The sequence below is a fragment of the Tumebacillus flagellatus genome (assembly GCF_000714935.1).
GTDB classification, from domain to species: Bacteria; Bacillota; Bacilli; order Tumebacillales; family Tumebacillaceae; genus Tumebacillus; species Tumebacillus flagellatus.
The window spans coordinates 21,367-47,299 of record NZ_JMIR01000025.1; the positions used below are offsets into that span (position 1 = coordinate 21,367).

A 25,933-nucleotide genomic window follows, 5' to 3' on the forward strand; every position below is an offset into this window, starting at 1 on the left:
CCGGTCGATCAGTACTGGATGAGTGAGAAGACATCATACCCTTGGAGCTTCTCCCGACCGTTGAGGTAGGTCAGTTCGATCAAGAAGCAGACCCCGACGACAATACCGCCGAGCTTCTCGACGAGCTGAATCGTGGAACCGATCGTCCCCCCTGTCGCGAGCAGGTCGTCGGCAATGATAACGCGCTGACCCGGTTGGATCGCGTCGGTGTGAATTTCCAAAGAGTCCTTGCCGTATTCCAGCGAGTAGTCTTGAGAGATCGTCTCATGCGGCAATTTGCCCGGTTTGCGGATCGGCACGAAGCCTTTTTCCATCGCGTACGCCATGGGTGCTGCCAGCAGGAACCCGCGGGATTCCGGACCTGCGATGATGTCGGCGCGGCGCTCGACGGCAAAGTCCTTGAACTGCTCGATCGCGGCGCGGAAAGCCGGGCCGTCCTTGAGCAGAGTGGTGATGTCTTTGAAACGAATTCCCGGAGACGGGAAATCGGGGATCACGCGAATTTTGTCTTTGAAGTCCATCATGTAAGTTCCTCCTACGCTCACCGCAACAGTTGCGGGACAAGCCATTCTCGAAGTGTATCGGTTGACGCGGCCAGCAGTTTCCCGCGCACGTCCGTCAGATGCCGGAAGCGCTCGGCCTGCCGCTGATACGTCGGAGCCTCTGAGAGCTCGCGACGTCCCGCGTTCGGATTCCCGGTGTAACGTTTGCCGTCGTCACCCTCCGGCAACACAAATTCCAATTCGGTGAACACCGAGAGGATCGTCTCCACGCCCTCCGCCGTCAACGGGCGCATCTCCGTCAGCATCTGTTCGTGCGTGACGGTGCCCATCCGTTTCAGGTAGCGGTAGGCGTACGTAAACGCATCGCGCACCGGCAGCCAGTTCACCTGCGCGTGGCGGAAGTAGTTCTCGTCCGCCTCGCCGTAAATCACGTATACGTTCCCGTGCGGCTCCATCTGCCGCAACGCGCTCTCCAACTGCGAGAGCGTCGCGGGCAAGTCGTAGAGCACGAGATGGTCGGTCGGCTCCTCGGAGCCTGCGAGCAGTCGGGTGCCTCCTTCGGCGTCGGCGAGCACCAAGCGGTACTTGCCTTCATTCCAAGGATACCCAAACAGCCGCTTTTCGATCTCCCGCAAGTTCGCCTCTTGGAAAAAAAGCACCGTCAGCGGTTCCTTGCGCGTCTCCAGCCACACCGCTTTGTCGCCGCAGCCCCGCTTGTCAAAGCATTGCACGCCGTTGGCCCGCCAGTCGCCCACCTGCAGTTGCAGAGAGCGGCGGCCGTTCCACTCGTTGATGGAAAGTTCGCCGACGAGGTCGATCGACGCCAAGCTCTCCAAGAGCGGCTGGTCGGCGCTGCGCCGAAACGCGATGCAGTCCAGCTGTCGGTTCGCCCGCTTCACCCGCATCTGCAAGTGCGCGGCGTCCTTGCCGACGACGCGGATCTGCTCCAGATCAAGCCCTTGGAAGGAGAACCGCGGGCTCGGGTTGCCAAACCCGTACGGAGCCAGCCGTTCCATCTGCTCGACGAGGTCGAAATTCAGATCGTTCAGATCCAACACCATGTCCACGTCGATCTTGGGCTGCATGTCCTCCGGGGTCAGGACTTCCTGGGCGATGTCATTCATCCTACGCCGCAACTCGTCAATGCGCTCCTCGGCGATCGAGAAGCCCGCCGCCATCTTATGCCCGCCGTAATGGCCGAGCAGGTCCGCGCATTGAGATAGCGCCGCGTAGAGGTCAAACCCGTGAATGCTTCGTGCCGAAGATTTGCCGCCGCCCTCGCCGTTTAGCGCGATCATCAGCGTCGGCCGGTAATAGCGCTCGACGATGCGCGACGCCACGATGCCGATCACGCCCTCGTTCCAACCCTTCGACGGCACGACCAGCACGCGGCCGTCCAGCCAGTCGGGGTTGGCCTCGATCAGCGCAACCGCTTGCTCGAAGATGCTCTCGCCGATTTCTTGACGCTCCCGGTTGCGGGCGTCCAAGAACTCGGCGAGCTCTCGGGCTTTGTCCGGGTCGATCGTCGTCAACAGCTCCACCGCGTACGTCGCGGAGTCCAAGCGACCCGCGGCGTTGATGCGCGGGCCGAAAGAAAAACCGATGTGCCCGGCGGTGACTTTTTTACCGGTCAATCCGGCGACTTCCACCAGCGCACGCACGCCCGGACGCGGCACCACGTTGATCGCGTCCAAGCCAAACATCGTGATCAAGCGGTTCTCGCCCGTGAGCGGCGCCAAGTCGGCGACCGTGCCGATCGCGGCGAGATCGAGAAACTCGTCCGGCACGCGCTCGTAGAGCGCCTGCACCAATTTCCACGCCACGCCGACGCCGGCAAGCATCTTCTCCGGATAGTTGCAGCCCGGTTGCTTCGGATTGAGAATCGCGTACGCATCCGGCAACACTTCCGGCGGGGTGTGGTGGTCGGTGACGATCAGGTCAAGCCCGATCTCGGCCGCCAACCTCGCTTCCTCGACAGCTGAAATCCCGTTGTCCACCGTAATCACGAGGTCAAACCCGCGCTCCTTGGCTTCTTGCAACGCCGGTCCGTTCAGGCCGTAGCCCTCGGAGAAACGGTCGGGAATGTAATACTCCACATCTGCGTCAATTCCTTGCAAAGCCAAGAACAGCAAAGCGGTAGACGTCGCGCCGTCCGCGTCATAGTCGCCATAGATCATGATCCGTTCGCGGCGGTCGATCGCTTGGCGAATTCTCGCCACCGCCTTGTCCATGTCACGCATCAGAAACGGGTCGGAAAAACCCTCCCGCCCGGGGTACAGAAAACGCTGAGCATCTTCTGCCGTGCGCAAGCCCCTTCGCCACAACAGGCGGGCCAAAATCGGAGAAACTCCCACTTTATCCGCCAAGGCGTGGACTTCCAACTCATCGGCTTCGAGGACAACCCAGCGCTTGGGTGTTTGCATATCGAAAAATCCTCTCTACGATAAATAACATAGAATAATTTCATTATACTTCTTGACAGGTTGACTCGCAACAACAGCCCGCAACACGCAAAAAACCGCCGGAGCAGAGTCCGGCGGTTTTTCCTCTTAGGATTGCGATTGTGCCGAAGCTTTTTTCGGTTTTTTCAACTCGCGGGATTTCCAGGCAACCCACAATTGGGACGCGATGAAAATCGAGGAGTACGCACCGGTGACCAGACCGATCAACAGCGCCAGCGCGAAGTGTTGAATCGGCGAGCCGCCGAACAGGAACAGCGCGCCTGCCGAGAGCACAACGGTCAAGACGGTGTTGAGCGAGCGCGCCATCGTCGCCCAGATCGATTCGTTGACCATCTGTTCGAGGTCTTCGGTCGTCTTGATCTTGGTGTGTTTCAAGTTGTCGCGAATCCGGTCGAAGATGACGATCGTATCGTGGATCGAGTACCCGACGATCGTCAGGACGGCCGCGATGAAGTTGATGTCGATCTCCAAGCGGAAGAGCGCAAACAGCGAAACGACGACGAGCACGACTTGCAGAACGGAGATGACGCCGGAGATCGCAAAGCGATACTCAAAGCGAACCGCCATGTAGAGGATGATCCCGATCGACGCATACAGGATCGCGTAGATCGCTTTCTGCGCCAGTTCGCGGGCGACAATCGGGTCGACCGAGGAAATCTGCGGAGCGGAGTTCGTGTACGTCTTGTCCAAGTACGCTTTGACCGCCGCTTCTTGATCGGGCGTAAACTTCGTATCCATGCGCAGCACGATGCCGTCGTTGCCGATGCCTTGTGCTTGCGTGACTTTGAGGTCGGGGAACTGCTTGCTGAAGTCGTTCTGCACGTCTTGCGTGTTGAACGCATGTCCGACGGTGAACTGCACGCGGGAACCGGCTTCAAAGTCGGTGCCGAGGTTCAGACCCATCGTCGACATGATCACGATCCCGACGACCGCGATGATCGCGGAGATGATGAAGTACCACTTGCGGTGTTTTACGATGTCGAACTTCATTTCTTAGCCCCTCCCTTGCGCACAACGCCCTTGGTGGCGATGGAGCGCGGAGCGCCGTACCACCAGGTGTTGCGGACGATGTTGGAGCGGACGAGCAATTGCAGCATGAGGCGGGAGATCAACACCGCCGTCAAGAACGTCGCCAAGATGGAGATGATGTGCGCCACCGCGAAGCTCTTGATCGCGCCGGTGCCGAACCAGTACATCAGGAAGCCTGCGATCATCGAGGTGATGTTGGCGTCGATAATCGTCGGCATCGAGCGCTTCTGGCCCATGATCAGAGCGGAGAGCAGAGATTTGCCGTGACGGAATTCGTCCTTGATCCGCTCGGCGGCGATGATGTTGACGTCGACCGCCATCCCGATGCCGAGGACGAGCGCCGCGAGACCCGGCAGGGTCAGCGTGATGTGCATGTAACGGAAGACCGCAAACAGCAAGTACGCGTACATCAGCAGGGCGATCATCGCGACCAGACCCGGCAGACGGTAGTAGAACACCATAAACACAAAAATCAACACAAACGCCACCACGCCTGCGTACAGCGTGTCATGCAGCGCTTCGTCGCCGAGCGTCGGCGAAACGGAGAACGACGAAATTTCTTCCAGCGGGTACGGCAGCGCGCCCGCGTTCAAGTAGTTCGCCATCGCGGTTGCCGATTCGGCGCTCTCTTGCCCGTTGATCACCGCTTTGCCGTCGTAGATGACGACTTGGATGCGCGGGTTTTGCAGTTGCTTGTCATCCAGCCAGATCGAGACGTTCTGCCCGACGTACTTCTCCGTGATGCTTTGGAAGAGCTTCGGGTCTTTGAACTCAATGGAAACTTCCGGGGAGTTCGTCTGTTGGTCGAGGACATACTTGGCGTTGGACTTGATGTCCTTACCGGTCGCCAGAACCGTTCCGTCCGGAGCTTTGAATTCCAGCTTTGCGGATTGCACGAGGAGCTTCTTGGCTTCCTCTTGGGAGAACAGGCCGGCAATCTGGACACGAATGCGGTTTCCGGACTCGATTTGAATCACCGGTTCCGTAATCCCCGCCGCGTCGACACGGTGCTCGATCGCGTTCTTAACCGCGATCATCCCTTCGGATGTTACTTTTTCGTCAGGTGAGTCTTTCACCTGGTACAAGACGTCAAAACCGCCCTTGAGATCGAGGCCCAGCGTAATGCCATTCCAAATCTTCGAGTAGGTAGGAACAGCGAGCGCAAAAAACAAGGCTACGATCATCAAGAAGGCCAGTAATCGGCTTACCTTCATGACAATCCTCCTCGCGAAGTTCAATGTTCTTAGTATATCGTCAACTCTATTAAATGGCAATTGAGAACGGGTGGGCAATAAAAAGGGGGCCTTACAAAATCTTGGCCCCGTTGATCATCATTGCAAATTCCAACTTGAGCATCTTGGCCGCGCGCTGGCACATCAGCATGCGGTCCATGAAGATCTCAAAGTACTCCATGACCGACGAAACTTCGTTGTCGATCGTCAACTGAAGCGTCGCCATGCGCGAATCCGGATCGATGTCCAAGTTCGAGCAGGTCGCCGAATAGTTGACGCGGTCATGGATGTCAAACGTGGAGACGTCGCGGCGTCTGACCCGTGAGCGGTGCACGTCCGACTTGTCGGCGAGGATCAAAGCGGCGGAGATGTCGTTGACCGCTTCTCCGTACTGTTCCTCATGGTTGCCGATCGCCCCGACGATCTTCGCGACCTCGTCGTACTCCATGCCGAGGTCTTCGAGGATGCGCAGGCAGATGATCGCGCCCGCTTTGCCGTGGTCATGCCGGCCGGTGATGTTGCCGATGTCGTGGATGTAGCCCGCGATCTCGGCAAGTTCCTGCTCGCGCTTGGGGAACCCGAGCTTTTGCATCACCATCTCCGCACGGTCTTTAACCACCGTCACATGACGGAAGCCGTGTTCGGTGAACCCCATCGCTTTGAGGTGCATGTCAGCCGATACGATGTACTGGTGCACCTGCGGCAGGTCTTTGATCTCCGCCAAGGTGATCGGTTTCTTCAACGTCGTGATCGCCATGAAAAAAACGCCCCCTTCGCTGTGAGAATACCTGCTTAGTATCTCTAGGCGTTGAAGGCGTTATGCGGACGGTCACCCGCGTTTCGGTTTCGACGAGGGGAGTTGATCGTCGTCCGGCCCGCTTTCCGTGTACGCGCGGATCATCAACCAATTCATGAACACGTTGGTCTTCAACGTCAGCACGTCGTTGATCACCCGGTGCAACGGCGGAATCTGCTTGTATTTCTGCGAGACGCACATCCAAATGTCCACGCCCGTGACCTGCTCATACCCAAGCATCCGAAACTCTTCCGCTTTGCTCTTGCAGACTTCCTCGATCGCTGCGGTCAGCGCCGCCTCCGAGTGCAGCGCGTCATCCGGCTGCTCGACGACGGCTTGCACCGCTTCTTCCACCTGCTCTGCGTCCAAGGTCTGAGCGTCCTCGGGCTTCTGCTCTTCGGTCATCTTCCACTCCCCGCCTTCCAGTTCTTGCTTCTTATCCAAAAGATTCGCGTTCCCGCCTGCAATCTCCTGCAAACCGCTGTCGATTCGTGGCGAAAGCGAGAGAGGTCGCGGGACTAACCTCCGCCCGTCCCGCATAGGCTTGGGACAGCAAGGATCGTCTCGGACAAAGGAGGAGAACCGCTTGTGAGCAAGCAATCCTTTTTAAAAGGCGCTGTGATTCTCGTCGCGGCGAGTCTCGTCACCCGGGTCTTGGGCTTCGTCTACAAGATCTTTCTCTCACGCATGATCGGAGCCGAGGGCATCGGCCTGTTTCAAACCGTCTTTCCGATCCTCATGTTCGTCATGACCATCACGACGGCGGGCCTGCCCGTCGCGCTCTCCAAGCTGATCGCCGAAGCGTTGGTCCAAGAGGACTACCGCCGCGTGCGCCGGATCATGGCGGTGTCGTTCACCGCCGTGCTGTCGCTCTCGATCGTCTTCAGCCTGCTGATGCTGTTCTTGGCGCCGTGGCTGAGCACCCACGTGCTGACCGACCCGCGCGCCTACCAAACACTGCTGGCGATGACGCCGATCGTGATCATCATCGCGATCTCGTCGATTCTGCGCGGCTACTTCCAAGGCTTGCAGAACATGTCGCCCAACGCGATCGCCTCGATCTTCGAACAGTCGGCCCGCATCGTCACCGTCCTCCTGTTCGCGTCGTACCTGCTCCCCTACGGCTTGCAATACGCCGCTGCAGGCGCGATGCTCGGGATGGTGGCGGGCGAACTGGTCGGCCTGCTCTACCTCGTCTACACGTACTACAGCAAGTATCCGCTGCGCCGCCTGCAACAGCAGGAAATAAAAAAAGCCCAAGAGCCGTTCCGGCAGATGCTGCGGGCACTCCTTGAAATCGCCGTGCCCGTCACCCTCTCCCGCATCGTCTCGTCGGTCACGTTTGCGATCGAGCCGATTCTCGTCACCCGCTGCCTCGTCGCCACCGGCGTCACGGCGGCCGTCGCCACGACGCTCTACGGGCAATACTCCGGGATGGCGGTCTCGCTGCTCTTGCTGCCGACCGTCTTCACATGGTCGCTGCAGACGACGCTCGTCCCGGCGATTTCGGAAGCCGTCGCCGCCAAGGAGCATCGACTGGTGCAACGCCGCCTCTACCAAGCGGTGCGCATGACCGCGATGATCGGATTCCCGACGTCCGCCGTGCTCACGATGTTTGCGACGGAACTGAGCCACGCCGTCTTCAACGACCGCGCAGTCGGCCCGATTCTCGCCACGATGGCACCGTGCGGATTTCTGCTTTACCTGCAGGCACCGCTCGCCGGGATCTTGCAAGGCATCAACCGCGCGGGCGAAGCGATGTTCAACTCGATCATCGGCAGCATCGTGAAGCTCGGCATCATCTACTACCTCTGCGCCAAACCGGAAATCGGCATCTACGGCGTCGCATGGTCGGTCGTGATCTCCGCGTCGCTGACGACGATCTTGCACTTCCTCTCCGTCTCCCGCCACGTCGGGTTCTATTTGAACTTCCCGGAGCTTGGCAAGATCATCGCCACCACGATCATCATGAGCGCGGGGATGATGCAAGTTCAGCATCTGTTGGGCCGGGGAGTTTCCGATGCGTGGCTGGTCACACTCTGCACGCTCGCCGGATTCGCGCTGTACTTTTTCATCTTGAACCTCTTGCGCATCATTCCGCTGCACTCCGTAAGCCGCATCCCGCGCATCGGTCCGGTGCTTGCCGGCTTCCTGCGCTTCGTTCCCTTCGTCCGCTGATTCCAACGTCTCCAAAAAGGCCCAGCCTCGCGCTGGGCTTATTCTTTGGGATCGATGAACAGCGAACCTTGGTTGTCAATCGAACAGTAGAAGATCTTGCGAAACTCCGAGTGGCCGTACTTCTGCAGTTCATTTTTCAGCCAAAAACGCGTCTGCCCGATCTTCTCCAAGTTCCCGTCCATCACGGTGCCGTCGACGATCAGCGGCAACGGCAGCCCGGTGCGCGGCACGGTCAATCCCAAGTCCTCCGGCGTCACCGGACGTTTCTCCGCTTTGGGAAACACGCTGAGTTTACCCGTCGTCTCCAAGATCGCAAACTCCACGTCGCTCACCGTCGCGATGTCTTTCTCCCGAAGTTGTGTCATCAAGTCGCTCAGCGAATAGCGCGTGCGGCGCATCTCGTCGTCACGAATTTTGCCGTTTGCGATCAACAAGGTCGGCTTGCCCTCGACGATGGAGCGCAGCGTGACCGACTTCAGCGTCAACCACGACATCGAGATCTGCAACACCACCAGCAGCGCGACGATCACCACGCCGCGCATGATCGGCATCTTCTCGCTTTCCAGCGTCATCGCCGCGACTTCGGCGATCATGACGGAGACGACGAGGTCGAACACCGACAGCTGGCCGATCTCCCGCTTGCCCATCAGCCGCATGGAAGCCAAGATCACGAAGTAAAACAACACCACGCGCAACAACAACAAACTCAAACTTTCGCCCACCATCAAACGTTCCGCCTCCCGCACCAGACTCTCTGTATCGTCTAGTATGGAAAAAAAACACCCCCGTTATGACGGGAGTGTCTTAGACGTTCGATTTCTTCTCAATCCACTCGGTGGACAGATGGAGGAAAGTCTCCGGGATCATCGAGATCAACTGCGGCTCTTCCGCCACTTCGTCCGGGTAGATCAACACATCGGAGCGCATCATCACCCGCACGATCACATGATCGCGCACGCGGAACGGATGCGACGTAATCGCTTTGACGATCCGCTCGCGGATGCGGTCCGCCTCGATGCGGTCGACGGACGGCACCAGCAGGAGGAATTCGTCTCCGCCGTAGCGGGAGGCGATCTCGCCGTGACGGACGTTTTGCTTGATCAACACCGAGATTTCGCGCAACACATGGTTGCCGACCTCAAAGCCGAACGTGCGGTTGATGTTGTCAAACTCGATCACGTTGAAGAAGATCAACCCGAACTGCACGCCGCCCTCCTTGGAGAGCGAAGTGAATTCGTCCATCATCTTCATGTGCAGATAGTGATACGTGTAGAGGCCGGTCAACTGGTCGACGAACAGGTGCGCGTCAAAGTCCGGCGTGTAGACGGCGACTTTGTTGCGCCCGCGCTGCTTCGCGCCCCAATACATCGCTTGATCGGCCTTCTCCAGCAGCTCTTTCTCGTCTTGGTCGTGATCGGGGTATGTGGCAAGACCGACCGATACGGTGACGCCCTGCACGACATAGCCTTGGTACTCAAACTTGTTGTGCGCGACGGCGCGGCGCAAGTGCTCGACGCTCTGCTTCGCGTCTTCGAGCGATTCGTCGAGCAGCACGGCGAACTCCTCGCCGCCGTAGCGGGCGACGACGCCGCGCGTACCGACCGTCTTCTGAATCACCTGACCCGTTTGGCGCAACACTTCATCGCCGACCACGTGGCCGTAGGTGTCGTTGTATTTTTTGAAATGGTCGATGTCGATGATGACAATCGACAGCGAGTTGTTCTTCGACTTGGCCATTTCCATGCGGTTCTTGAGTTCTTGGTAGAAGTAGCGATAGTTGTACAAGCCCGTTCCGGGGTCGCGCAACGTCGCTTCCTGCAACTCTTGGTACAAGTGCGCGTTCTCGATGATGACGCCCACCTGCGTGGCGAGAACCGTCACCCACTCTGTCTGCTCTTTGGAGAACACGTAGGGACGCGTGCCGTAACACGTGATCACTCCGACGACCTTGTCGCGAGAGAGCAGCGGCACAACCAGCACCGATTCAAAGTGCGCCTTGCCTTTGATCGACTTCACGCGGCGGTCTTTCCAAACGTCGTCCACAAGTTCCACGCGCTTGTTGTTCACGCAATTGACGACGATGCCTGTCTGATCGAGCGTCATGCCTTCTTGCGGCAGCTGCGCCGCGACAGCCTCGTCGCTGGAGCAAACCGGAAAGATGCGGTCGCCCTTGAGCACCCAAAGCACGCCCGCCGCACAGTTGGTCAGTTTGCCCGCCGCCTCGACGATCGAATTGTAGATCTTATCGAGGTCGAACTCGCTTTGCAATTGCGCCGACACTTGGTGCACTTCGTTGAGGCGGGAGATCTTCTGGTAGAGCTTCATCACCTGCCCGAACAGCATCAACGGCAAGAACGTCAAGAAAATAAACGGCAAATAGTTGCTGAACACCAGCATGAACACGGCGAACGGTGTGCAAATCACGTAGTTCATCGCGTCGGATATGAACAACTCGCGGTAGTTCGACGCAAGCATCGTGTCGTCGCGCAAATAGAACAACGTATACACAAACAAGTGGTTCATCACCATGTACGTCAGCGCCACCGGCAAGAGAATCAACAGCCGGACGGTACTGAGCAACTCGGAGACCGGCACATCGCGCCCGCCAAGCCATGTGAACACGCCGTATGCGGCAAATACGCACAACGAGTACTGAGCGGCGTTGAAGTAGGCGACCAGCATGCCTTTCTGATGTTTCTTGAGGATCTTGTTGTTCAAAAAGGCCTGAAACAGCACCGACACAGCCGCCAACGGGGCGGCCACATAGGGACCGTCGAGAATCAACGTGCCGAGCACGACGCCGAACGTCAGAGTTCCGTATGCGTTGCCAATCGGGATCTGGATGATCTCCACCAAGATGCCGAGCAAGAACAGAGGAATGATGGAAATGTGGGTGTAGGAGTCGAGATGGTGATAGACGCCGCTCAAGTAATAGCAGGCGATGAGGATGATTGCGTAGATATACACCTTATCTTTCGACTGATTCACACCTTCACCCCGTTTCCTCCAAAGAATATGTAACAGATGGTCTTCTATACTTCCACTTTCGAAACACAATTCCTTCTTCCATCGTTATGGCACAATAAAACAGACTTACAAACCATTCACATGATATCTGAAAAAAGACCTTTCCGCCAGAGGGCGAAAAGGTCTTTTTGAAAATTTGTTTGAGAAAGCCGGGTGCTGCGATGTCTGCGGCGACGTTTACAAGTTGTTTGCTGCGATCCCGGCACAATCATCATGTCCGCTGGTACAAGCGAATATACATAGAACGACAATTCGCAATGGAGGTGTCAGAATAGGGTGAAAAACAATCCGTTGTCAGATTACGCGCCGAATTTCGGCGGCACCCCCGTTCTCTACGGGTTGGTGGCGGCTTTTGGTACAGCACTTATTTCCATACTGATCACGACGTTGTTGATGGGCTGGACGTCGATTGCGGAAGCCAAGCTCTCCAGCATCACCTACGTCTTGAACATGGTGGCGGTGGTGGTCGGTTCGATGCTGTCGGCCCGTCAAGCGGGCACCAAGGGCTGGTACTACGGCATGCTGACCGGGCTTTGCTACGCGGTGTTGATCACGCTGCTCGGCCTCTTGATGGTCGACGGCCCGCTGTTCAACTTGAACAACCTGTTCCAAACGGTCTTGATGGGCTTGATCGGCGCGTTTGGCGGCATCATCGGCGTCAACCTCCGCAAATGAATCGAAAAAAAAGACCCGGCTCGCAGTCTGGAGCCGGGTCTTTCTGTTGCGGACGGCTATGTATCTAGTCTTTCTTGACTTGGGAGATCGCCGAGCGCTCGAACGTCAGCTTGTTGGTTTCCGAAGTCTTCAGAACCACAGTCTTGTCGTCGATGCTGTCGATCGTGCCATGCAGACCGCCGATGGTGACGATCTTATCGCCAGCTTTGAGTTCGTTCAGCATGCCCAGACGTTCCTTCTGACGCTTTTGTTGCGGGCGGATCAGCAGGAAGTAGAACACGACGAACACGAGCAGAAACGGGCCGATTTGGTAGAGCATTTGCATTGTTGGAATCCCTCCTAACTACTTGCTTGTCTATTATAGCGTATACCCGTACGATTCATAAAATGATTTTTTTAGCTCGACAAAACGATCTTCTTCAATTGCCTTGCGAATGTCGTCCATCAGCTTGATCAGGAAGTGCACGTTGTGGATCGTCGTCAAGCGGATGCCGAACACTTCATCGCACTTAATCAAGTGGCGGATGTAGGCGCGGCTGTAGTTTTTGCAGGTGTAGCAATCGCAGTTCGGATCGAGCGGGCCGAAGTCGCGCTGGTACGTCGCGTTGCGGATGACCACTTTGCCGACCGACGTCATGCAGGTGCCGTTTCGCGCGATGCGGGTCGGCAGCACGCAGTCGAACATGTCGATGCCGCGCTCCACGCCTTCAAACAGGTCGTCCGGAGAGCCGACGCCCATCAGATAGCGCGGCTTGTCTTTGGGCATCAGCGGCGTGGTGAACTCCAGCACTTCGTTCATGATGTCCTTGGGCTCGCCGACAGAGAGACCGCCGACCGCGTAACCCGGGAAGTCGAGCTCGATCAGCTCTTCGGCGCTCTGCTTGCGCAGTTCTTTGTCCATGCCGCCTTGGATGATGCCAAACAGCGCTTGGTCGTGCGGGCGGGCGTGCGCTTCCTTGCAGCGCTTCGCCCAGCGGGTGGTGCGCTCCAGGGAGTTTTTGAGATATTGACGGTCGGCCGGGAACGGCGGGCACTCGTCAAACGCCATGATGATGTCGGCACCGAGCGCGTTCTCGATCTCGATCGCTTTCTCCGGAGAGAGAAACAGCTTCTCGCCGCTCAAGTGGTTGCGAAATTGCACGCCCTCTTCGGTGATCTTGCGCAGGTCGGAAAGCGAGAACACTTGGAAGCCGCCCGAGTCGGTGAGGATCGGGCGGTCCCAGTTCATGAACTTGTGCAAACCGCCCGCTTCCTTCACGATCTCATGCCCCGGACGCAGCCAGAGGTGATACGTGTTGGAGAGGATGATCTGCGCTCCGTTGTCCTTGAGTTCTTCCGGCGAGAGCGTCTTGACGGTGGCAAGCGTCCCGACCGGCATGAAGATCGGCGTTTCGATGACGCCGTGCGGGGTGTGCAACCGCCCGCGGCGCGCGCCGGTGTGTTTTTCAGTTTTCAGCAATTCGTAGCGTACAGCCATCCGAGGTACAGCCTCCTAATTAGTAGATAAACATCGCGTCGCCAAACGAGAAGAACCGGTAGCGCTCGCGCACCGCTTCTTCATAAGCCCGCATGACGTTCTCCAAGCCGGCCAGCGCCGAAATCAACATCATCAGCGACGATTTCGGCAGGTGGAAGTTCGTCAACAGCGCATCCACCACTTTGAACTCGTAGCCCGGATAGATGAAGATGTCCGTCCAGCCGGACGACGCCGCGATTTCGCCTTTGTTCCCCACCGTTTCAACGGTGCGGCAAGCCGTGGTGCCGACACAGACCACGCGTTTGCCGTTCGCTTTGGTTTCCCGGATCAGATCGGCGGTGGATTGGGGCATGTCGTACCATTCGGAGTGCATCTTGTGTTCGTTGATGTCTTCCACGGAGACGGGACGGAACGTGCCGAGACCCACGTGGAGCGTGACATAGCCGATGCGGATGCCCTTGGCTTGAATCTTCGCCAAGTAGTCTTGCGTGAAGTGCAATCCGGCGGTCGGAGCGGCGACCGAACCCCGGTGTTTGGAGAACACCGTCTGGTAGCGCTCATCGTCTTCGAGCTGCTCCGTGATGTACGGCGGAAGCGGCATCTCGCCGAGGCGCTCCAGCACTTCGTAGAAGATGCCGTCATAGGAAAAGCGGACGATGCGTCCGCCCTCTTCCGTCGAATCGAGAACTTCTGCCGTCAGCAGACCGTCGCCAAACGACACGGTGGTGCCGGGGCGGACTTTTTTCCCCGGACGGACGAGCACTTCCCACGTGTCGGGCGCGGACTCTTTTTCCTTGAGCAGCAGGAATTCCACTTTCGCGCCGGTGTCAGGCTTCATCCCGTAGAGGCGGGCCGGAATGACGCGCGTATCGTTCAAGATCAACGTATCTCCTTCCTCGAGATAGTCGATCAGGTCAGAAAACATATGATTTCCCGTTTCGCCCGTGCGCTTGTTGAGCGTCATCAACCGCGAAGCGGTGCGCTCTTCGAGCGGGTGTTGGGCGATCAGTTCTTCCGGAAGCTGAAAATCAAATTGGTCTAAGCGCATGATGTGAGTTCCTTCTTTCAACAGAAACGTCTACTGCTTGGGGGTTAACGTCACCCCTGTGTAGTAGTGTGCCAGAATCTGGTCATAGGTATACCCGCTCTCCGCCATGCCGCGCGCGCCCCATTGCGACATCCCGAGACCGTGTCCGTACCCGTTGCCGTGGAAGATGTAGGACTGATCTTGGGTGACGACGCGGTTTTGCCCCGCGGCGTTCACGACGACAAACGACGAGTTCCCGCCGTTGATCGCTTTCGTGACGGTGCCGCTGCCGGAGATCACGTTCAGCGTTTGGCCTTGGAGTTTGGCGTTCGGGTATTCCGACTTCGCTCCGTTTGCGCCGAGGACGGTGTACGTCCCCTGTTGCTCAATCGAAACTTTCGTCGACCACATGTCGTTAAACAGCGCGCGGTAGTAATCGGCGTTTTTGACGGTGATCGGCTTGCCGTCCGCCGTGATTTCACCCATGCGGTCGCCTTGCAGAACTTTGGAGACCCTGAGATCGTACACCGGACCGCCGACGGTCGGATAGCCGTTGATCTGGTTGCTGTTGATCATGTCGGCGATCTGAGCAGGGCTGTACGGGCCGCGTTGCCAGTTGTACGGGTTGTATTCTTTCTCTTCCCCAAGAATCACGACGCGGGAACCGGAGGTGGAGTTGACCAGCACGTCGGCGTACGCGTCCGGGATGATCCGAATCGGCTGGCCGGATTCGCTTACGGTGCCGGTTTCAAGCCCGGCGGCGTTCTTGCCGTTCTTGGTCACGTACGCCGCCTTCATCCAGCCGATCATGCCGGACGGCAGTTGCACGCGGTAGTAGAGCGGTTCACGCGCGGCGGCCGCCGAGTCGAACGGGCCGTCGACGGCGGTGAGGTACGGATAGCCCTGACTGCCCCAGATTTCCTTGACGTCGCCGTTGTGCCCGCCGTTGTTCGATGAAAAAAGCGCTTCGATCAGCGACCCGTTGTACGTGAGCACTTGGCCCTTGGTGCCGTCGACCGCCGCGTTCGTGTCTTCTGCTTCCCGCGAGAAACCGCGATACGCTTGGTCGTACACATCGTCGGAAAGGTCGGCGACGCCCCACTTGCTTTTTCCGATCAGGCGCGCTGCGTACGTGCGGGCGGCGACCGCTTGAGCTTTCAACGATTCAAGCGGCCATCCGGTCGCCATTTCTTGCGGAAGTACGCCATATAGATAATCATCCAACCCGACGTAGTTGATCACGTTCGGCTTTTTGTTGTACCCTTGCACGAGAATCGCGCCGCGGTACTCGCGGTTGCTTTTTTCGAACACTTTGGTCACAGCGGGAGAGCCGTTCGGAACGAACGCCGCTTCTTCGACGGTGGAGTTGATGATGACGTGCGGAATGGAAGTTGCGCCAAGCACGCTGGTCTTGAAGATCATGTAGTCGGCCGGATTGTAATCGGCGTTTGCAAGCGGACCGCCCAACTTCGCGGCGATTTTCTGGTTGAGGGCGTCCAGTTCGGCCTTCGAGCCTTCGTTGCCGACCCAAACTTCCCACGAGCCGTTTTTGCGCACCACCGGATACGCGTCAAAGCCCTGACTCCGGTAGCTCGCCGCTTTCTGATCGGCCGCTTCCTTGGACGGCAGCACACCGGTCGTCAAGCGGTTGTAGCCGCGCACGACGCCGGCTCCGAGCGACGCTTTGAGGCGTGCAAGTGCCGCATCGGCTTCCGAGCGGTACTCGTAGTAGCCGTTGACCACTTGGTAGACCGTCTTGCCGTTTCTCGATTCCGCGTAGATGTCATACGACAGACCCAATTGGTCGATGCGGTCGGCCATCCCTTGGGCTGCTTCCAACTTGTCGTATTCGCCGACTTGCACATAGTAGTTGTCAAGCGATGTCTGGACGGCGGTTGTCGATGACTGCAGCGCTTGAAACGCGCCGTTTTGGTAAAAGCCGATCTTCAGCCCGCCGCGCCCTTGCAGCGTGACTGTATCAACGGCTGTCTGAATGGAATTGGAGTTGAGCATGAGGCCGATGCGGACCGGCGTGGTGCCGCTGACGGAGACTGCCGCCCCGGCGTCTGGAGTGTACACGGCGGGCACGAGCCCGGCAATCAACGTCAAAGCCAGGCAACGGACGCTTGAAGTCCGCCACCGCAAGTTGGAGTTGCGCATGGGAATCTCCTTTGTCGTTTGGGTTCTTTGGTTCCAAGAACTACCCTTTCGACAAAGTTCTTTGTAATCCTTCCAATTCTCGTCTTGATGTCGAATCAATGCCTGATACTGCCAGCTCGGAATAGGACTGCAATCCTTTGTAAGATGATAGACACTACCCCTTATCTAGGTCTATAATAATAGGAAGATATTCCTTATTAGAAACTGGGAGCGGTAGTACATGAGATTAGTCCCTGTAACTCTTAGTCTGGTTGATGCGATTTTGGCGCGTCCCGTTCTCGACGAGAAAGGCATGGTTCTGGTCGGTTCCGGCGTCAAACTGTCAGAACGGATGATCACGCGGCTGAAACAACTCGGTGTCTCCAGCCTTTACATCGAAGATAAGCGAACCGAGGACATCCTCATCGTCGATGCCATTTCCGACGAGACCCGTCGCACGGCTGTTAACACCGTGTACAACTCGATGCTGCAGATGATTGATTCGGAGCGCGGTTCCCGCCGGGCTTCCCGTCCGCAGATTGGTCGCGAACTCTCCAAGGTCTTCCAAGACATACTCGCAGACCTCAAAGGAAACAAGAGCGGCTTGATCTCGCTTGCCAGCATCTTCACCGTTGACGGATATCTCTACCACCACTCGGTCAACGTGGCGGTCTTGGCGACAGCGATTGGTTTGGCGAAAGGGTATGGACAGAAGGAAATCACCGAACTTGGGATCGGTGCCCTGCTCCATGACATCGGGTGCACAAAAATTCCGCCGGAGATCATGAACAAACCCGGCGTTTACAGTGATCTGGAGTTTGAAATCGTCAAGAAACACTGTGAGCACGGCTATGACATTTTGCGCACGCAAGACGGCATTTCCCTGCTCTCCGCGCACGTCGCGCTGCAACACCACGAGCGCATGAACGGCACAGGATACCCCCGCAACCTCAAAGGAACGGAAATTTCGGAGTATGCCCGCATCGTGGCGATCTGCGACGTGTACGAAGCGCTGACATCGAAGCGTTTGCACCGCGACGCCCATCTGCCGCATGAAGCGTTGGAGTTCATCATGGGCGGCGGGACGACGATGTTCGACTTGAACTTGGTGCGCTTGTTTGCCAAGAACGTGGCGATCTACCCGGTGGGGATGACCGTGCGGTTGAACACGAACGAAACGGCGGTCGTCGTTTCGCTCAACCCGGAGTACCCGCAGCGTCCGGTCGTCCGCTTGCTCACCGACGAGCGCGGCAACCGGCTCGACATGCCGTATGACATCGACTTGACCAAGGAACTGACGATGATGATCGTCTCCTACAGCGAATAAGACTCAGTGCCCCTTGAGGCACTGAGTCTTTTTTTTCATGGTCTTTGTGCGGTTATTGATAAGTGATCGTCAGCGTCGGCGCGTAGGCGGCCGTGCCGTTGCCGGAGACGAAGCGCAACACGTCGATCATGTACGCGTTGTTCGTCGGTTTTTGGAAATGCAAGCGGAACTGGGTTTTGCCGGTGCGGTTGACGTACGCGAGGGCGCTGGTGGATATCGAGTCGGAAATCGCTTGGTACTGCGCGGTCGGCAGCGCATCGAAGTTGCCGATGTTCGTCACCGCCGCCGCCGCCCCGTAGTCGGCGCTCTCCAGCGCGTAGTTCGCGTTAAACCCGGAGGTCGGCGCGATGTCGGCCGTCAGCGGCCCCAGGTCGTAGTTGAACACGGTGGCATCATAGCGGTACAACGTCAGCGACGCGCTGACGATCGTTGCGCCCGCCGGAAGCGTTGATGTGTCAAACGAGAGAATCCCGTCCTCCCCGTGGTTCAAACTGGTCGAGCCCACTTCGATGTACGGATTGGTGGAGTTCGGAATCCCGTCGGTCGAATATTGGTACACGTACCCGTCCTCGGCCGCAATCGACTTCAGCGTCAACGTCTGCACAGGCGGCGGCGTGGTGATCGTGTACGCTTGCGTTTGCAGGGAGCTTTGGTTCCCCGCGCTGTCCACGCCGATGTACTTCAGAGTTTGAGTTGTCGTCACCGAGATCGGTCCGCTGTACTTCGTGGACGCGGTCGTCGGCGTGCTGCCGTCGGTCGTGTAGTAGATGGAACCCGGCATGTTCATCGCCAGCGACACGCTCTGCGCTCCGGCGTACGTTCCGCCCGCCGGGTTTGCCGTCAGCGAGAACGGCGAAATCGTGTACGTTTGCGTCTGCACTTGCGAGCTGTAGCCCGACCCGTTCACGCCGTAGTACTTCAGCACGGTCGTCGCCGAGAACGTCAACGCGCCGCTGTACTTCGCCGAATCGGTCGTCGGGGTGGAGCCGTTGGTGGTATAGTAGATCGTCGTCGTCGGATCGTTCGACGACAGCGTGACGGTCACCGGCCCGCCGAACGTGTTGCCCGCAAGCGAAGGCGTGATTACCGGTGCCGGCGTGTTCACCGTGTACACTTGAGTTTGCACGGCGCTCTTCTTGCCCGTCGAATCCACCGCAAAAAAATTCACTGTCGCCGATTGGCTTAGCGTAAACGGCGACGCATACTTCGTGGAAGCGGTCGTCGGCGTGCTGCCGTCGGTGGTGTAGTAGATGGAAGCGCTAGCAGGAGTTGCCGTCAGCGTCACTTGCACGGAGTTGTTGTACGTGCCCCCGGCAGGCGTTGCGCTGACGCTCGGCCCTTGCGGATGGTTCATGAAAAACGTGTACATCGCTTGTGACGCATTCGGGCCGGTGTTGTCGGTGTACGAGCCGTTCGTGCTCCCGCCCGACCAGGCATGGCCCATCGAGTTGACCTTCCAATATTCCTCCACAACGTTGCCGTTGTTGTCATTCCATTGCAGCGTCGTGTATGATTTCCCGCTGGTGCCGGAGACGGTGCCGGTCGTCGTTTTGGACGGCGAGTTGAAGCTCGCGTTGTACGCGTTGTTCGACGCGAGACGGTCGGTCTCCATGAACTGTTGGATCACTTGATCCCCGTTGACCGGGTAGACGGTATAGTCGCTCGTGCCTTGGAAGATGATCGTCGGCACGACGCGTGCCGCTGAGCCCGCCGCGTTGTAGGCGGCTTTCCCTTGCGTCGTCGGGTTCGGCCCGCCTTGGCGCATCGCGGTGAACGCGTCCGTTTGGTTGGTCGCCGACTTGTACTCCAGTCCGGAGTGCACGCCGATCGCCGCGTAGAGATCGGGGTACGTTGCCCCCATGATCGCCGACATCGCAGCGCCTGCGGACAGACCGGTCACATAGATGCGGGACGGGTCGATCTTCCACTTCGAAGAGTTGTTCATGACGGTCTTGGTGATTTCGGCGATGATCGCCGGTTCTCCGCCCCCGCGGGATTGGTGAGACGGATCATACCAGTTCCAACATTGGTTCTGGTTGTAGGTGCTGGTCTGCTGCGGGTACACCACCACAAACTGGTTGGTGTCTGCCAGCGCGTTCATCTGCGTCCCGGCGGCAAAGTCTGCCGGTGTCTGCGTGCACCCATGAAGCATGACGATCAGCGGCACGGCCGTTGCCGTCGAGTAGTTCGCCGGGGTGTACACAAAGTACGGACGCGAACCGGCCGAGCCGCTGTAGGTGAACTGCTCCCACACGCCTGCCGCAGCCGCCGCTTTCTGGACGGTCAGACCGGGCACGACCAGCGCCAAAAGCATCATCCAGACGACGCTCCAGAGAAACCATTTCTTGCGCAGGTTCATTTCGAAATCCTCCCTTTTTATAAGAATATTCTTACGGTTTCAATCTATCGGAAAGCGGTTACATTCGAGTAACAAAAAACACCCAACCCGCATCTGTGCAGGTTGAGTGTCTTTCAAGCAGTGGCCGTGGTTCAATTAGTGCCAATTCGCAAATCGGATATGGAGATCATACTGCCCTCTGCTTTGGCTTTGATCGTCCCAATTGTCGTCCTTCTTCTTGCTGGATTGGGACTTCCCGTTGTTGGACGGATTGGACTGCGGTTTGACTTTCGGCTCGTTGTCTTTGCCGTTTTTGTTATTCTTGCCGTCCTCGTTGTTGTTCTTGTTGTTGTCTTTGTTCTTGCCGTTGCCGTTGTCTTTCCCGTTTGAATGGCTGTCATCGTCCTTCTTCGAACTCTTGCCATTGTTGCCGTTTCCGTTGCCGGGCTTGCTGCCCGATTCGCGGTCGGACGGCTTCGTGGTAGACTGCGGTTGGACTTTCTGCTTGTCGTCCTTCTGCTCGGCATCTTCTTTCTTCGCTTGACCCGGCGGAATCTGCTGGCCTTCGTCCGGCTTCTTGCCGGTCTCGTTGCTTTGACCGGACGGGAGGATGCCGCGATTCTTGCCTTGGTTCAAGAGTTGGGGCTTGCCTTGCTCCTTCAACGTTTTGAGCAGCGTGTCGAGCTCTTGGCCGCCTTGCATCTGGTGCACGACTTCCGCGATCTGCGGCTGCTGATCAACAACTTTGTGGATCGGCTGTTTCTTGAGGTCTTCCAGATCGACATCGATTCCGTTGGAGGTCGCGTTCAAGTACAGCGCGTACTTGCCCGGAGACACTCCCTCTTGTTTGGCGGCTTCACGCACGTCCTTTGAAACGAGGAGTCCTTCAACCTCCACGCCCGGGCTTTGCGTTGCCGCCACCGTTTTCACTTTGGACACCAAGTTGTCTTCCAATTGAATGAGGTCGATGTTACCCTGCTTGAGCTTGGCTTCATCCACCGCCGCCGAAGCGGTGATGATCACTTCGGTTTGGTTTTGGAAATAGCCCTGCTGACCTGCCGTCTGCGCCAGCTGCTCCACCGCTTGATCCACCGTGAGGCCCTTGAGCTTCACGGAGTTCAGCACCGAATTCGCCTCGTCGTTCAGCGCGACCGCTTGCAGCACATGGCTGTCCTTGTCGATGGACAGTTCCACGCTCGGATTGATGTCCACTGTGACATACGCATACGCCGGTTTCTCGCCCAAGAACGATTGGCTTCCCCATAAGCCAATCGCCAGCAGCACGGATGCTGCCGCCAAGCCGGTCTTGCGCCAAGGTTTGGAGTACCAAGAGCGCTTGGATTTTTTCACGGAAGGAACCACCGTCACGTCCGCCGGAAGTTCGACTTCGGCTCCGATGGCCATCCCGTCGAGGAAAGGTATTTTACGAAATTGACAGTCTTTGGTCATGACGATCGCCTGTTCACCGGCGATCTGCATGACGATCCCTTTGCTTTGCATCGACAACCCCCCTCTCCTCTCGTGCCGTGTTGCTACGTGATGTAATCTTGCAGCATGTCGAAGTCTCCGATCAAAATCAACGAGACAGCGATGATGTACTTGCGCTGTCTCTCGATCGTCTTGCGGGAAACTGCCACATGATTCATCAGTGCTTTCAGGGGTAGTGACTTTTTGGTGATCAGATAGTCCCGGAGTTCGGGCTGGCTGACCAGCGCCTTCGCGACGTCAATGGCGTTCTCGCGGGCGTCTTGATGTTTGGGCGAGATGTCGACCAGTTCTTCCATGGAGATCTCAAAGTCGGAGAGCATCATCGTAAAACGCATGATCTCTTCCCGCCTTGCATCGGACTCCACTTGCTTGTGGTGCAGTTCGACCGACTTCTGCACTTCGACGTAGTTGATGACGTTGTCCTCTTCATCTTCCACTTCGAAATCGGAAAACGGCAGATCGCGGCGGTTCGCCTGTTTCGAGCGGAAATAGTCGATCAGGCGGCGCTTGATCACCGTGTCGGCAAACGCTAAGAAACTCGTGCCGCGGTCCAAATCATAACGTTCAATCGCTTCGTTGAAAGCGGTGAGAGCAACACTGAATTCATCGTCTTGCCCCCGGCGGATGTACCGTCCCGTAGCTTGGGAGGCGCTTTTGGCCACAAACGGAATGTAGTCTCTCAGGATCTGGTTGCGTGCTTCCTCATCTCCGCTTCGTGTGCGGGTCAGCAACTGATGGAGGTCAGTCGTTTCGTCCGCCTTTTTGCGTCGGAACGGTAAGATTCCCACCGATTCCACCTCGCTTGCTATAGGATTTCGCATACGTTGTTACCTTTGTGGGGCATTCAACGGGGTTCGCCAAAATTTTTGTCGCTTATGTGGTTTTCGGCGTCCGTCCGAAGTGTTTGTACCCATGAGGGGTGACGATGCGACCTCGCGGGGTTCGCTGTAAAAATCCGATTTGCAAGAGATACGGCTCATACACGTCTTCGATCGTGTCGGACTCTTCGCCGATCGTCGCCGCGATCGTATCAAGCCCTACCGGACCGCCGCCGAACTTGTCGATGATCGTGAGCAGGAGTTTGTGGTCCACCGCATCGAGGCCGATCGAGTCGACCTGAATCAGCTTCAAGGCGTGATCGGCCAATTCTTGCGTGATCACGCCGTCTCCCTGCACCATCGCAAAGTCGCGCACGCGCTTGAGCAGGCGGATCGCGATCCGCGGAGTTCCCCGGGACCGCTTCGCCATCTCCAACGCTCCGTCCGGCAAGATCGGAACTTGAAAGATCTCCGCCGAGCGCACGATGATTTTTTGCAAATCCGCAACGTCATAATATTCCAAGTGGCTGACCACTCCAAAACGATCCCGCAGCGGCAACGAAAGCATCCCCGCTCTCGTCGTCGCCCCGATCAGCGTGAAGGGCGGCAGGTCCAGCCGAACCGAGCGCGCGCCCGGTCCTTTGCCGATGATAATATCCAAGGCGAAATCTTCCATCGCCGGGTACAGCACTTCTTCGACACTTCGGTTGATCCGGTGTATTTCGTCAATGAACAGCACATCCCCCGCTTGGAGGTTTGTGAGCAGCGCGGCCAAATCGCCGGGGCGTTCGATCGCCGGCCCCGAGGTGGTGCGTATGCTGACACCCATTTCGTTGGCGATCACGTTCGACAGCGTGGTTTTGCCCAAGCCCGGCGGGCCGTAGAACAACACGTGGTCGAGCGCCTCGCGACGCATCTTGGCCGCTTCGATATACACTTTCAAGTTGTCGCGCACCTGGCGTTGCCCGATCATCTCGTGCAAAAACCGGGGGCGCAACGTCTCTTGGTCACCATCTTCGTTTTGATAATCAGACGACAGGACTCGCTCTTCCAAGGCTGTCTCTCCTCTACATGCGCATCAGCTGTTTGAGGGCGAGCTTGATCTGGTCTTCCAGCTTCATGCCCGGCTCCACATCGCCCGCAATGTCGCGGACAGCCCCGTGCGCTTCCTTCTCATTATACCCGAGGGCCAAAAGTGCCTCAAATAGCTCTGTGCCTAGACCTTTGGACTTAGGCGGCGTTTTTTGTGTCTGAGACATAGGTGGTGCGGGGAAAACCGCCGCCAAGTCATCCAACTTGTCTTTGAGATCAAGAATCAAGCGTTGGGCGGTCTTTTTGCCGACTCCCGGCAACTTTGTCAAAAAGTTCACGTCCTCGTTGCGCACCGCAAACACGACTTGGTCCGGAGACCCGGCTCCGATGATCGCCATTGCGACTTTGGGCCCAATTCCGGACACATTGTTCAAACGTCCGAACAGTTCGCGCTCTTCGCGGGTTTTAAACCCGAACAACAGATGCGCGTCTTCGCGGATGTGATGGTGCGTGTAGAGGCGAATGCGCTCGCCGACCGCCGCTTGGTACGCGGTGGTGCCGGTGGTGTAGACTTGGTAGCCGACACCGCCTACGTTGATGACGAGCTGATCGAGCTCTTGGTAGTCGAGAATTCCTTCGACGAATGCGATCACTTGAGCTTCATCCTTTCCACCCGATCCAAGAACGGGGCGTTGTGCGCGTGCGTGATCGCGACGGCGAGCGCATCGGCGGCATCGTCCGGCTTCGGGATGTTGGCGAGCCCGAGGAACATCCGCACCATCTCCTGCATTTGTTTTTTGTCTGCTTTGCCGTACCCGGCGACCGATTGCTTCACTTGCATCGGAGTATATTCGGCGACCGGGAGCCCTGCTTCGCGCGCCGCCAACAACACGACGCCGCGCGCTTGCGCCACATCGAGCGCCGTGGTCACAGATTTCGAGAAAAAGATCTGCTCCACCGCGACCGCTTCCGGCTTGAGGCGGGCGATCACTTCGCAAACCGCTCCGTAGATGTCCACCAGCCGATCGGGGATCGGGGTGTTCGGTTTGGTTTCGATGCAGCCATATTCGACCGACTTGATCCGGTTGCCAATCGAGTCCACGACACCGTAACCCGTGCGCCCGTAGCCGGGGTCAATTCCTAAAATTCGCATGTGTACCTCCTCAAAAAAAGACAGCCTGAGGATAAATGTATTCCATAGCCGAACATACATTTCCTTTTTTAACATAGAAACGCAGAAAAAACGATGGTAATTTCAGCAAAAAGCGCCTCTCCCCGAGGCGGAGCGGCGCTTTTTTCATTACTTTTTCAGCAAGCAGGCGTCCAGTTGGGCGAGGAGCAGCTCTTGGTCGAGCTGTTTGCCAATCAGCACCAATTTCGACCGGCGTGCGCCCGCCGGCCACGGATGATGCAGCGTCGCCGTCGAGCGGTCGCCGACCAAGTGGAACAGGAGTTGGTCGTCGTAGCCGTCGATCCAGAGCAGCCCTTTGCCCCGGAAGATGTTCTGGGGCAGAGTTTCCAGAAATTCGCCCAAACGCTCGTAATCAAACGGGTGCTCGGTCGTGAACGACACCGAGGAAATCTCTTCGCGGCTCAAGTGCGAGCCGGCGGTCTTCGCCGTCGCCGACAATTTCGCAAGCGAGACGAAATCGCCGCCCTCGGCGTCTGCCTCCTCGCTCGAAGTCGCACCGCTTTGAGGACCCGCAACGCTCGAATCGAGAGTCGCCGCGCGATGCACGTCTACATCTAAAATCAAACGCAAGTCCACTTCCGCGTTGACCGTCTCCAAGAGCCGGGCCGCCGGGTTCAGATCCCCGATTTCTTCCTTAATTTTTTGTCGCATCGCGTCGCCGACCAGATCGACTTTGTTCAACAGCAAGATGTCACCCGCGAGAATCTGGTCGATCGTCGTCCCCGAGCGCAGCAAGTTGTCATGGAAATTCGCCGCATCGAGCACCGTCAAAATCGCATCGAGCCGCACATCGTCGCACAGATCCTCATGCAAAAACGTCTGCGCCACCGGACGCGGGTCGGCAAGTCCGGTCGTCTCGACCAACAGGTACTCCACCCCGCCCGGCTTTTTCAAGATCCGCGTCATCGCGTCCAAGAGGTCCTCGCGCACGGTGCAGCACACGCACCCGTTGGCGAGCTCCACCACCTGCTCGTCCGTTCCGACGACGAGATGATGGTCGATCGACAGTTCACCGAATTCGTTGACGATCACCCCAAATTTGATGCCGTGCTGCTCGGTGAGAATTCGATTTAACAGCGTGGTCTTGCCGCTGCCGAGCGCCCCCGTCAACAGGGTCACCGGCAGCCTCGTATCGAGTCGGTCCATCTCCATCACTCCGTTCCTTTCAACTTTCTCAAGTATACCGAAAGCGC

Annotated in this window: 22 protein-coding genes; 3 read left to right on the forward strand and 19 right to left on the reverse strand. The window is 57.7% G+C overall.

The genetic code is table 11. The annotated features are described in order from the left end of the window. Nucleotides 1-8 precede the first annotated feature (8 nt). From EL26_RS15600 to EL26_RS15625, 6 genes are all read right to left on the reverse strand, one after another. On the reverse strand, nt 9-521 hold the full coding sequence (locus EL26_RS15600) for an adenine phosphoribosyltransferase (protein ID WP_038090994.1): 513 nt from the start codon (nt 519-521) through the stop codon (nt 9-11). A 20-nt stretch (nt 522-541) separates the two neighbouring features. Then, entirely contained in the window at nt 542-2,926 is a 2,385-nt protein-coding gene (gene recJ, locus EL26_RS15605) for a single-stranded-DNA-specific exonuclease RecJ (RefSeq protein WP_038090886.1), read from the reverse strand. Nucleotides 2,927-3,052: 126 nt separating this feature from the next. Further along, the gene (gene secF, locus EL26_RS15610) at nt 3,053-3,955 is read right to left on the reverse strand and encodes a protein translocase subunit SecF (RefSeq protein WP_038090893.1); all 903 of its coding nucleotides are present in this window, start codon (nt 3,953-3,955) and stop codon (nt 3,053-3,055) included. Continuing rightward, the gene (secD, locus tag EL26_RS15615; protein WP_038090896.1) at nt 3,952-5,208 is read right to left on the reverse strand and encodes a protein translocase subunit SecD; all 1,257 of its coding nucleotides are present in this window, start codon (nt 5,206-5,208) and stop codon (nt 3,952-3,954) included. The genes secF and secD overlap by 4 nt, the downstream gene beginning before the upstream one ends. Nucleotides 5,209-5,299: 91 nt before the next feature. Beyond that, nucleotides 5,300-5,983: an HD domain-containing protein gene (locus EL26_RS15620; RefSeq protein ID WP_038090897.1), complete on the reverse strand. Its 684-nt coding sequence runs from the start codon at nt 5,981-5,983 to the stop codon at nt 5,300-5,302. A gap of 72 nt (nt 5,984-6,055) precedes the next feature. Next, nucleotides 6,056-6,466, reverse strand: a complete 411-nt coding sequence (locus tag EL26_RS15625) for a post-transcriptional regulator (RefSeq protein ID WP_338010863.1) — start codon at nt 6,464-6,466, stop codon at nt 6,056-6,058. 144 nt (nt 6,467-6,610) lie between these two features. Here EL26_RS15625 and spoVB point away from each other — a divergent pair, with 144 nt between their 5' ends. Continuing rightward, nucleotides 6,611-8,200, forward strand: a complete 1,590-nt coding sequence (gene spoVB, locus EL26_RS15630; RefSeq protein ID WP_038090904.1) for a stage V sporulation protein B — start codon at nt 6,611-6,613, stop codon at nt 8,198-8,200. 38 nt (nt 8,201-8,238) lie between these two features. Here spoVB and EL26_RS15635 read toward each other — a convergent pair whose 3' ends face one another. Together EL26_RS15635 and EL26_RS15640 are read right to left on the reverse strand one after the other, a co-directional pair. After that, nucleotides 8,239-8,925, reverse strand: coding sequence for a DUF421 domain-containing protein (locus EL26_RS15635; protein ID WP_038090906.1), 687 nt, complete (start codon nt 8,923-8,925; stop codon nt 8,239-8,241). Nucleotides 8,926-9,004: 79 nt separating this feature from the next. Continuing rightward, the gene (locus tag EL26_RS15640) at nt 9,005-11,188 is read right to left on the reverse strand and encodes a diguanylate cyclase (protein ID WP_038090908.1); all 2,184 of its coding nucleotides are present in this window, start codon (nt 11,186-11,188) and stop codon (nt 9,005-9,007) included. Between the two features lie 315 nt (nt 11,189-11,503). Between EL26_RS15640 and EL26_RS15645 the strand changes: the two genes are divergently transcribed. Beyond that, nucleotides 11,504-11,902 carry a TIGR04086 family membrane protein gene (locus EL26_RS15645; protein WP_052036455.1) on the forward strand — a complete coding sequence of 133 codons (399 nt, stop codon included), beginning with the start codon at nt 11,504-11,506 and terminating at the stop codon, nt 11,900-11,902. A 64-nt stretch (nt 11,903-11,966) separates the two neighbouring features. Here EL26_RS15645 and yajC read toward each other — a convergent pair whose 3' ends face one another. From yajC to EL26_RS15665, 4 genes are read right to left on the reverse strand one after another with little or no spacing between them, the layout of a single operon-like run. Beyond that, nucleotides 11,967-12,227: a preprotein translocase subunit YajC gene (yajC, locus tag EL26_RS15650; RefSeq protein ID WP_038090910.1), complete on the reverse strand. Its 261-nt coding sequence runs from the start codon at nt 12,225-12,227 to the stop codon at nt 11,967-11,969. 33 nt (nt 12,228-12,260) lie between these two features. Continuing rightward, complete coding sequence (tgt, locus tag EL26_RS15655) at nt 12,261-13,379, reverse strand: tRNA guanosine(34) transglycosylase Tgt (protein WP_038090912.1); 1,119 nt, start codon at nt 13,377-13,379, stop codon at nt 12,261-12,263. A gap of 19 nt (nt 13,380-13,398) precedes the next feature. Next, nucleotides 13,399-14,427, reverse strand: coding sequence for a tRNA preQ1(34) S-adenosylmethionine ribosyltransferase-isomerase QueA (gene queA / locus EL26_RS15660; RefSeq protein WP_038090913.1), 1,029 nt, complete (start codon nt 14,425-14,427; stop codon nt 13,399-13,401). Between the two features lie 30 nt (nt 14,428-14,457). Then, nucleotides 14,458-16,566, reverse strand: a complete 2,109-nt coding sequence (locus EL26_RS15665; RefSeq protein ID WP_038090915.1) for a SpoIID/LytB domain-containing protein — start codon at nt 16,564-16,566, stop codon at nt 14,458-14,460. A 220-nt stretch (nt 16,567-16,786) separates the two neighbouring features. Between EL26_RS15665 and EL26_RS15670 the strand changes: the two genes are divergently transcribed. Then, a complete protein-coding gene (locus tag EL26_RS15670) occupies nt 16,787-17,872 on the forward strand; it encodes an HD-GYP domain-containing protein (RefSeq protein ID WP_038090917.1) in 1,086 nt (361 codons plus the stop codon). Nucleotides 17,873-17,924: 52 nt separating this feature from the next. Here the strand turns inward: EL26_RS15670 and EL26_RS15675 are convergent, their stop codons facing one another. From EL26_RS15675 to EL26_RS15705, 7 genes are all read right to left on the reverse strand, one after another. Continuing rightward, entirely contained in the window at nt 17,925-20,231 is a 2,307-nt protein-coding gene (locus tag EL26_RS15675; RefSeq protein WP_038090919.1) for an extracellular catalytic domain type 1 short-chain-length polyhydroxyalkanoate depolymerase, read from the reverse strand. Nucleotides 20,232-20,366: 135 nt separating this feature from the next. Further along, entirely contained in the window at nt 20,367-21,710 is a 1,344-nt protein-coding gene (locus tag EL26_RS15680) for an anti-sigma factor domain-containing protein (RefSeq protein WP_038090923.1), read from the reverse strand. A gap of 32 nt (nt 21,711-21,742) precedes the next feature. After that, entirely contained in the window at nt 21,743-22,486 is a 744-nt protein-coding gene (gene sigI / locus EL26_RS15685; RefSeq protein WP_038090925.1) for an RNA polymerase sigma factor SigI, read from the reverse strand. An 85-nt stretch (nt 22,487-22,571) separates the two neighbouring features. Then, nucleotides 22,572-23,570 (reverse strand): Holliday junction branch migration DNA helicase RuvB, encoded by a 999-nt coding sequence (gene ruvB / locus EL26_RS15690; RefSeq protein WP_038090926.1) that lies wholly within the window; start codon nt 23,568-23,570, stop codon nt 22,572-22,574. A 13-nt stretch (nt 23,571-23,583) separates the two neighbouring features. Further along, nucleotides 23,584-24,201 (reverse strand): Holliday junction branch migration protein RuvA, encoded by a 618-nt coding sequence (gene ruvA, locus EL26_RS15695; RefSeq protein WP_038090927.1) that lies wholly within the window; start codon nt 24,199-24,201, stop codon nt 23,584-23,586. Then, nucleotides 24,198-24,701, reverse strand: a complete 504-nt coding sequence (gene ruvC, locus EL26_RS15700) for a crossover junction endodeoxyribonuclease RuvC (RefSeq protein ID WP_038090933.1) — start codon at nt 24,699-24,701, stop codon at nt 24,198-24,200. Before ruvC ends, ruvA begins: the two co-directional genes overlap by 4 nt. Before the next feature lie 147 nt (nt 24,702-24,848). After that, nucleotides 24,849-25,886, reverse strand: coding sequence for a CobW family GTP-binding protein (locus tag EL26_RS15705; protein WP_161780741.1), 1,038 nt, complete (start codon nt 25,884-25,886; stop codon nt 24,849-24,851). Nucleotides 25,887-25,933 lie beyond the last annotated feature (47 nt).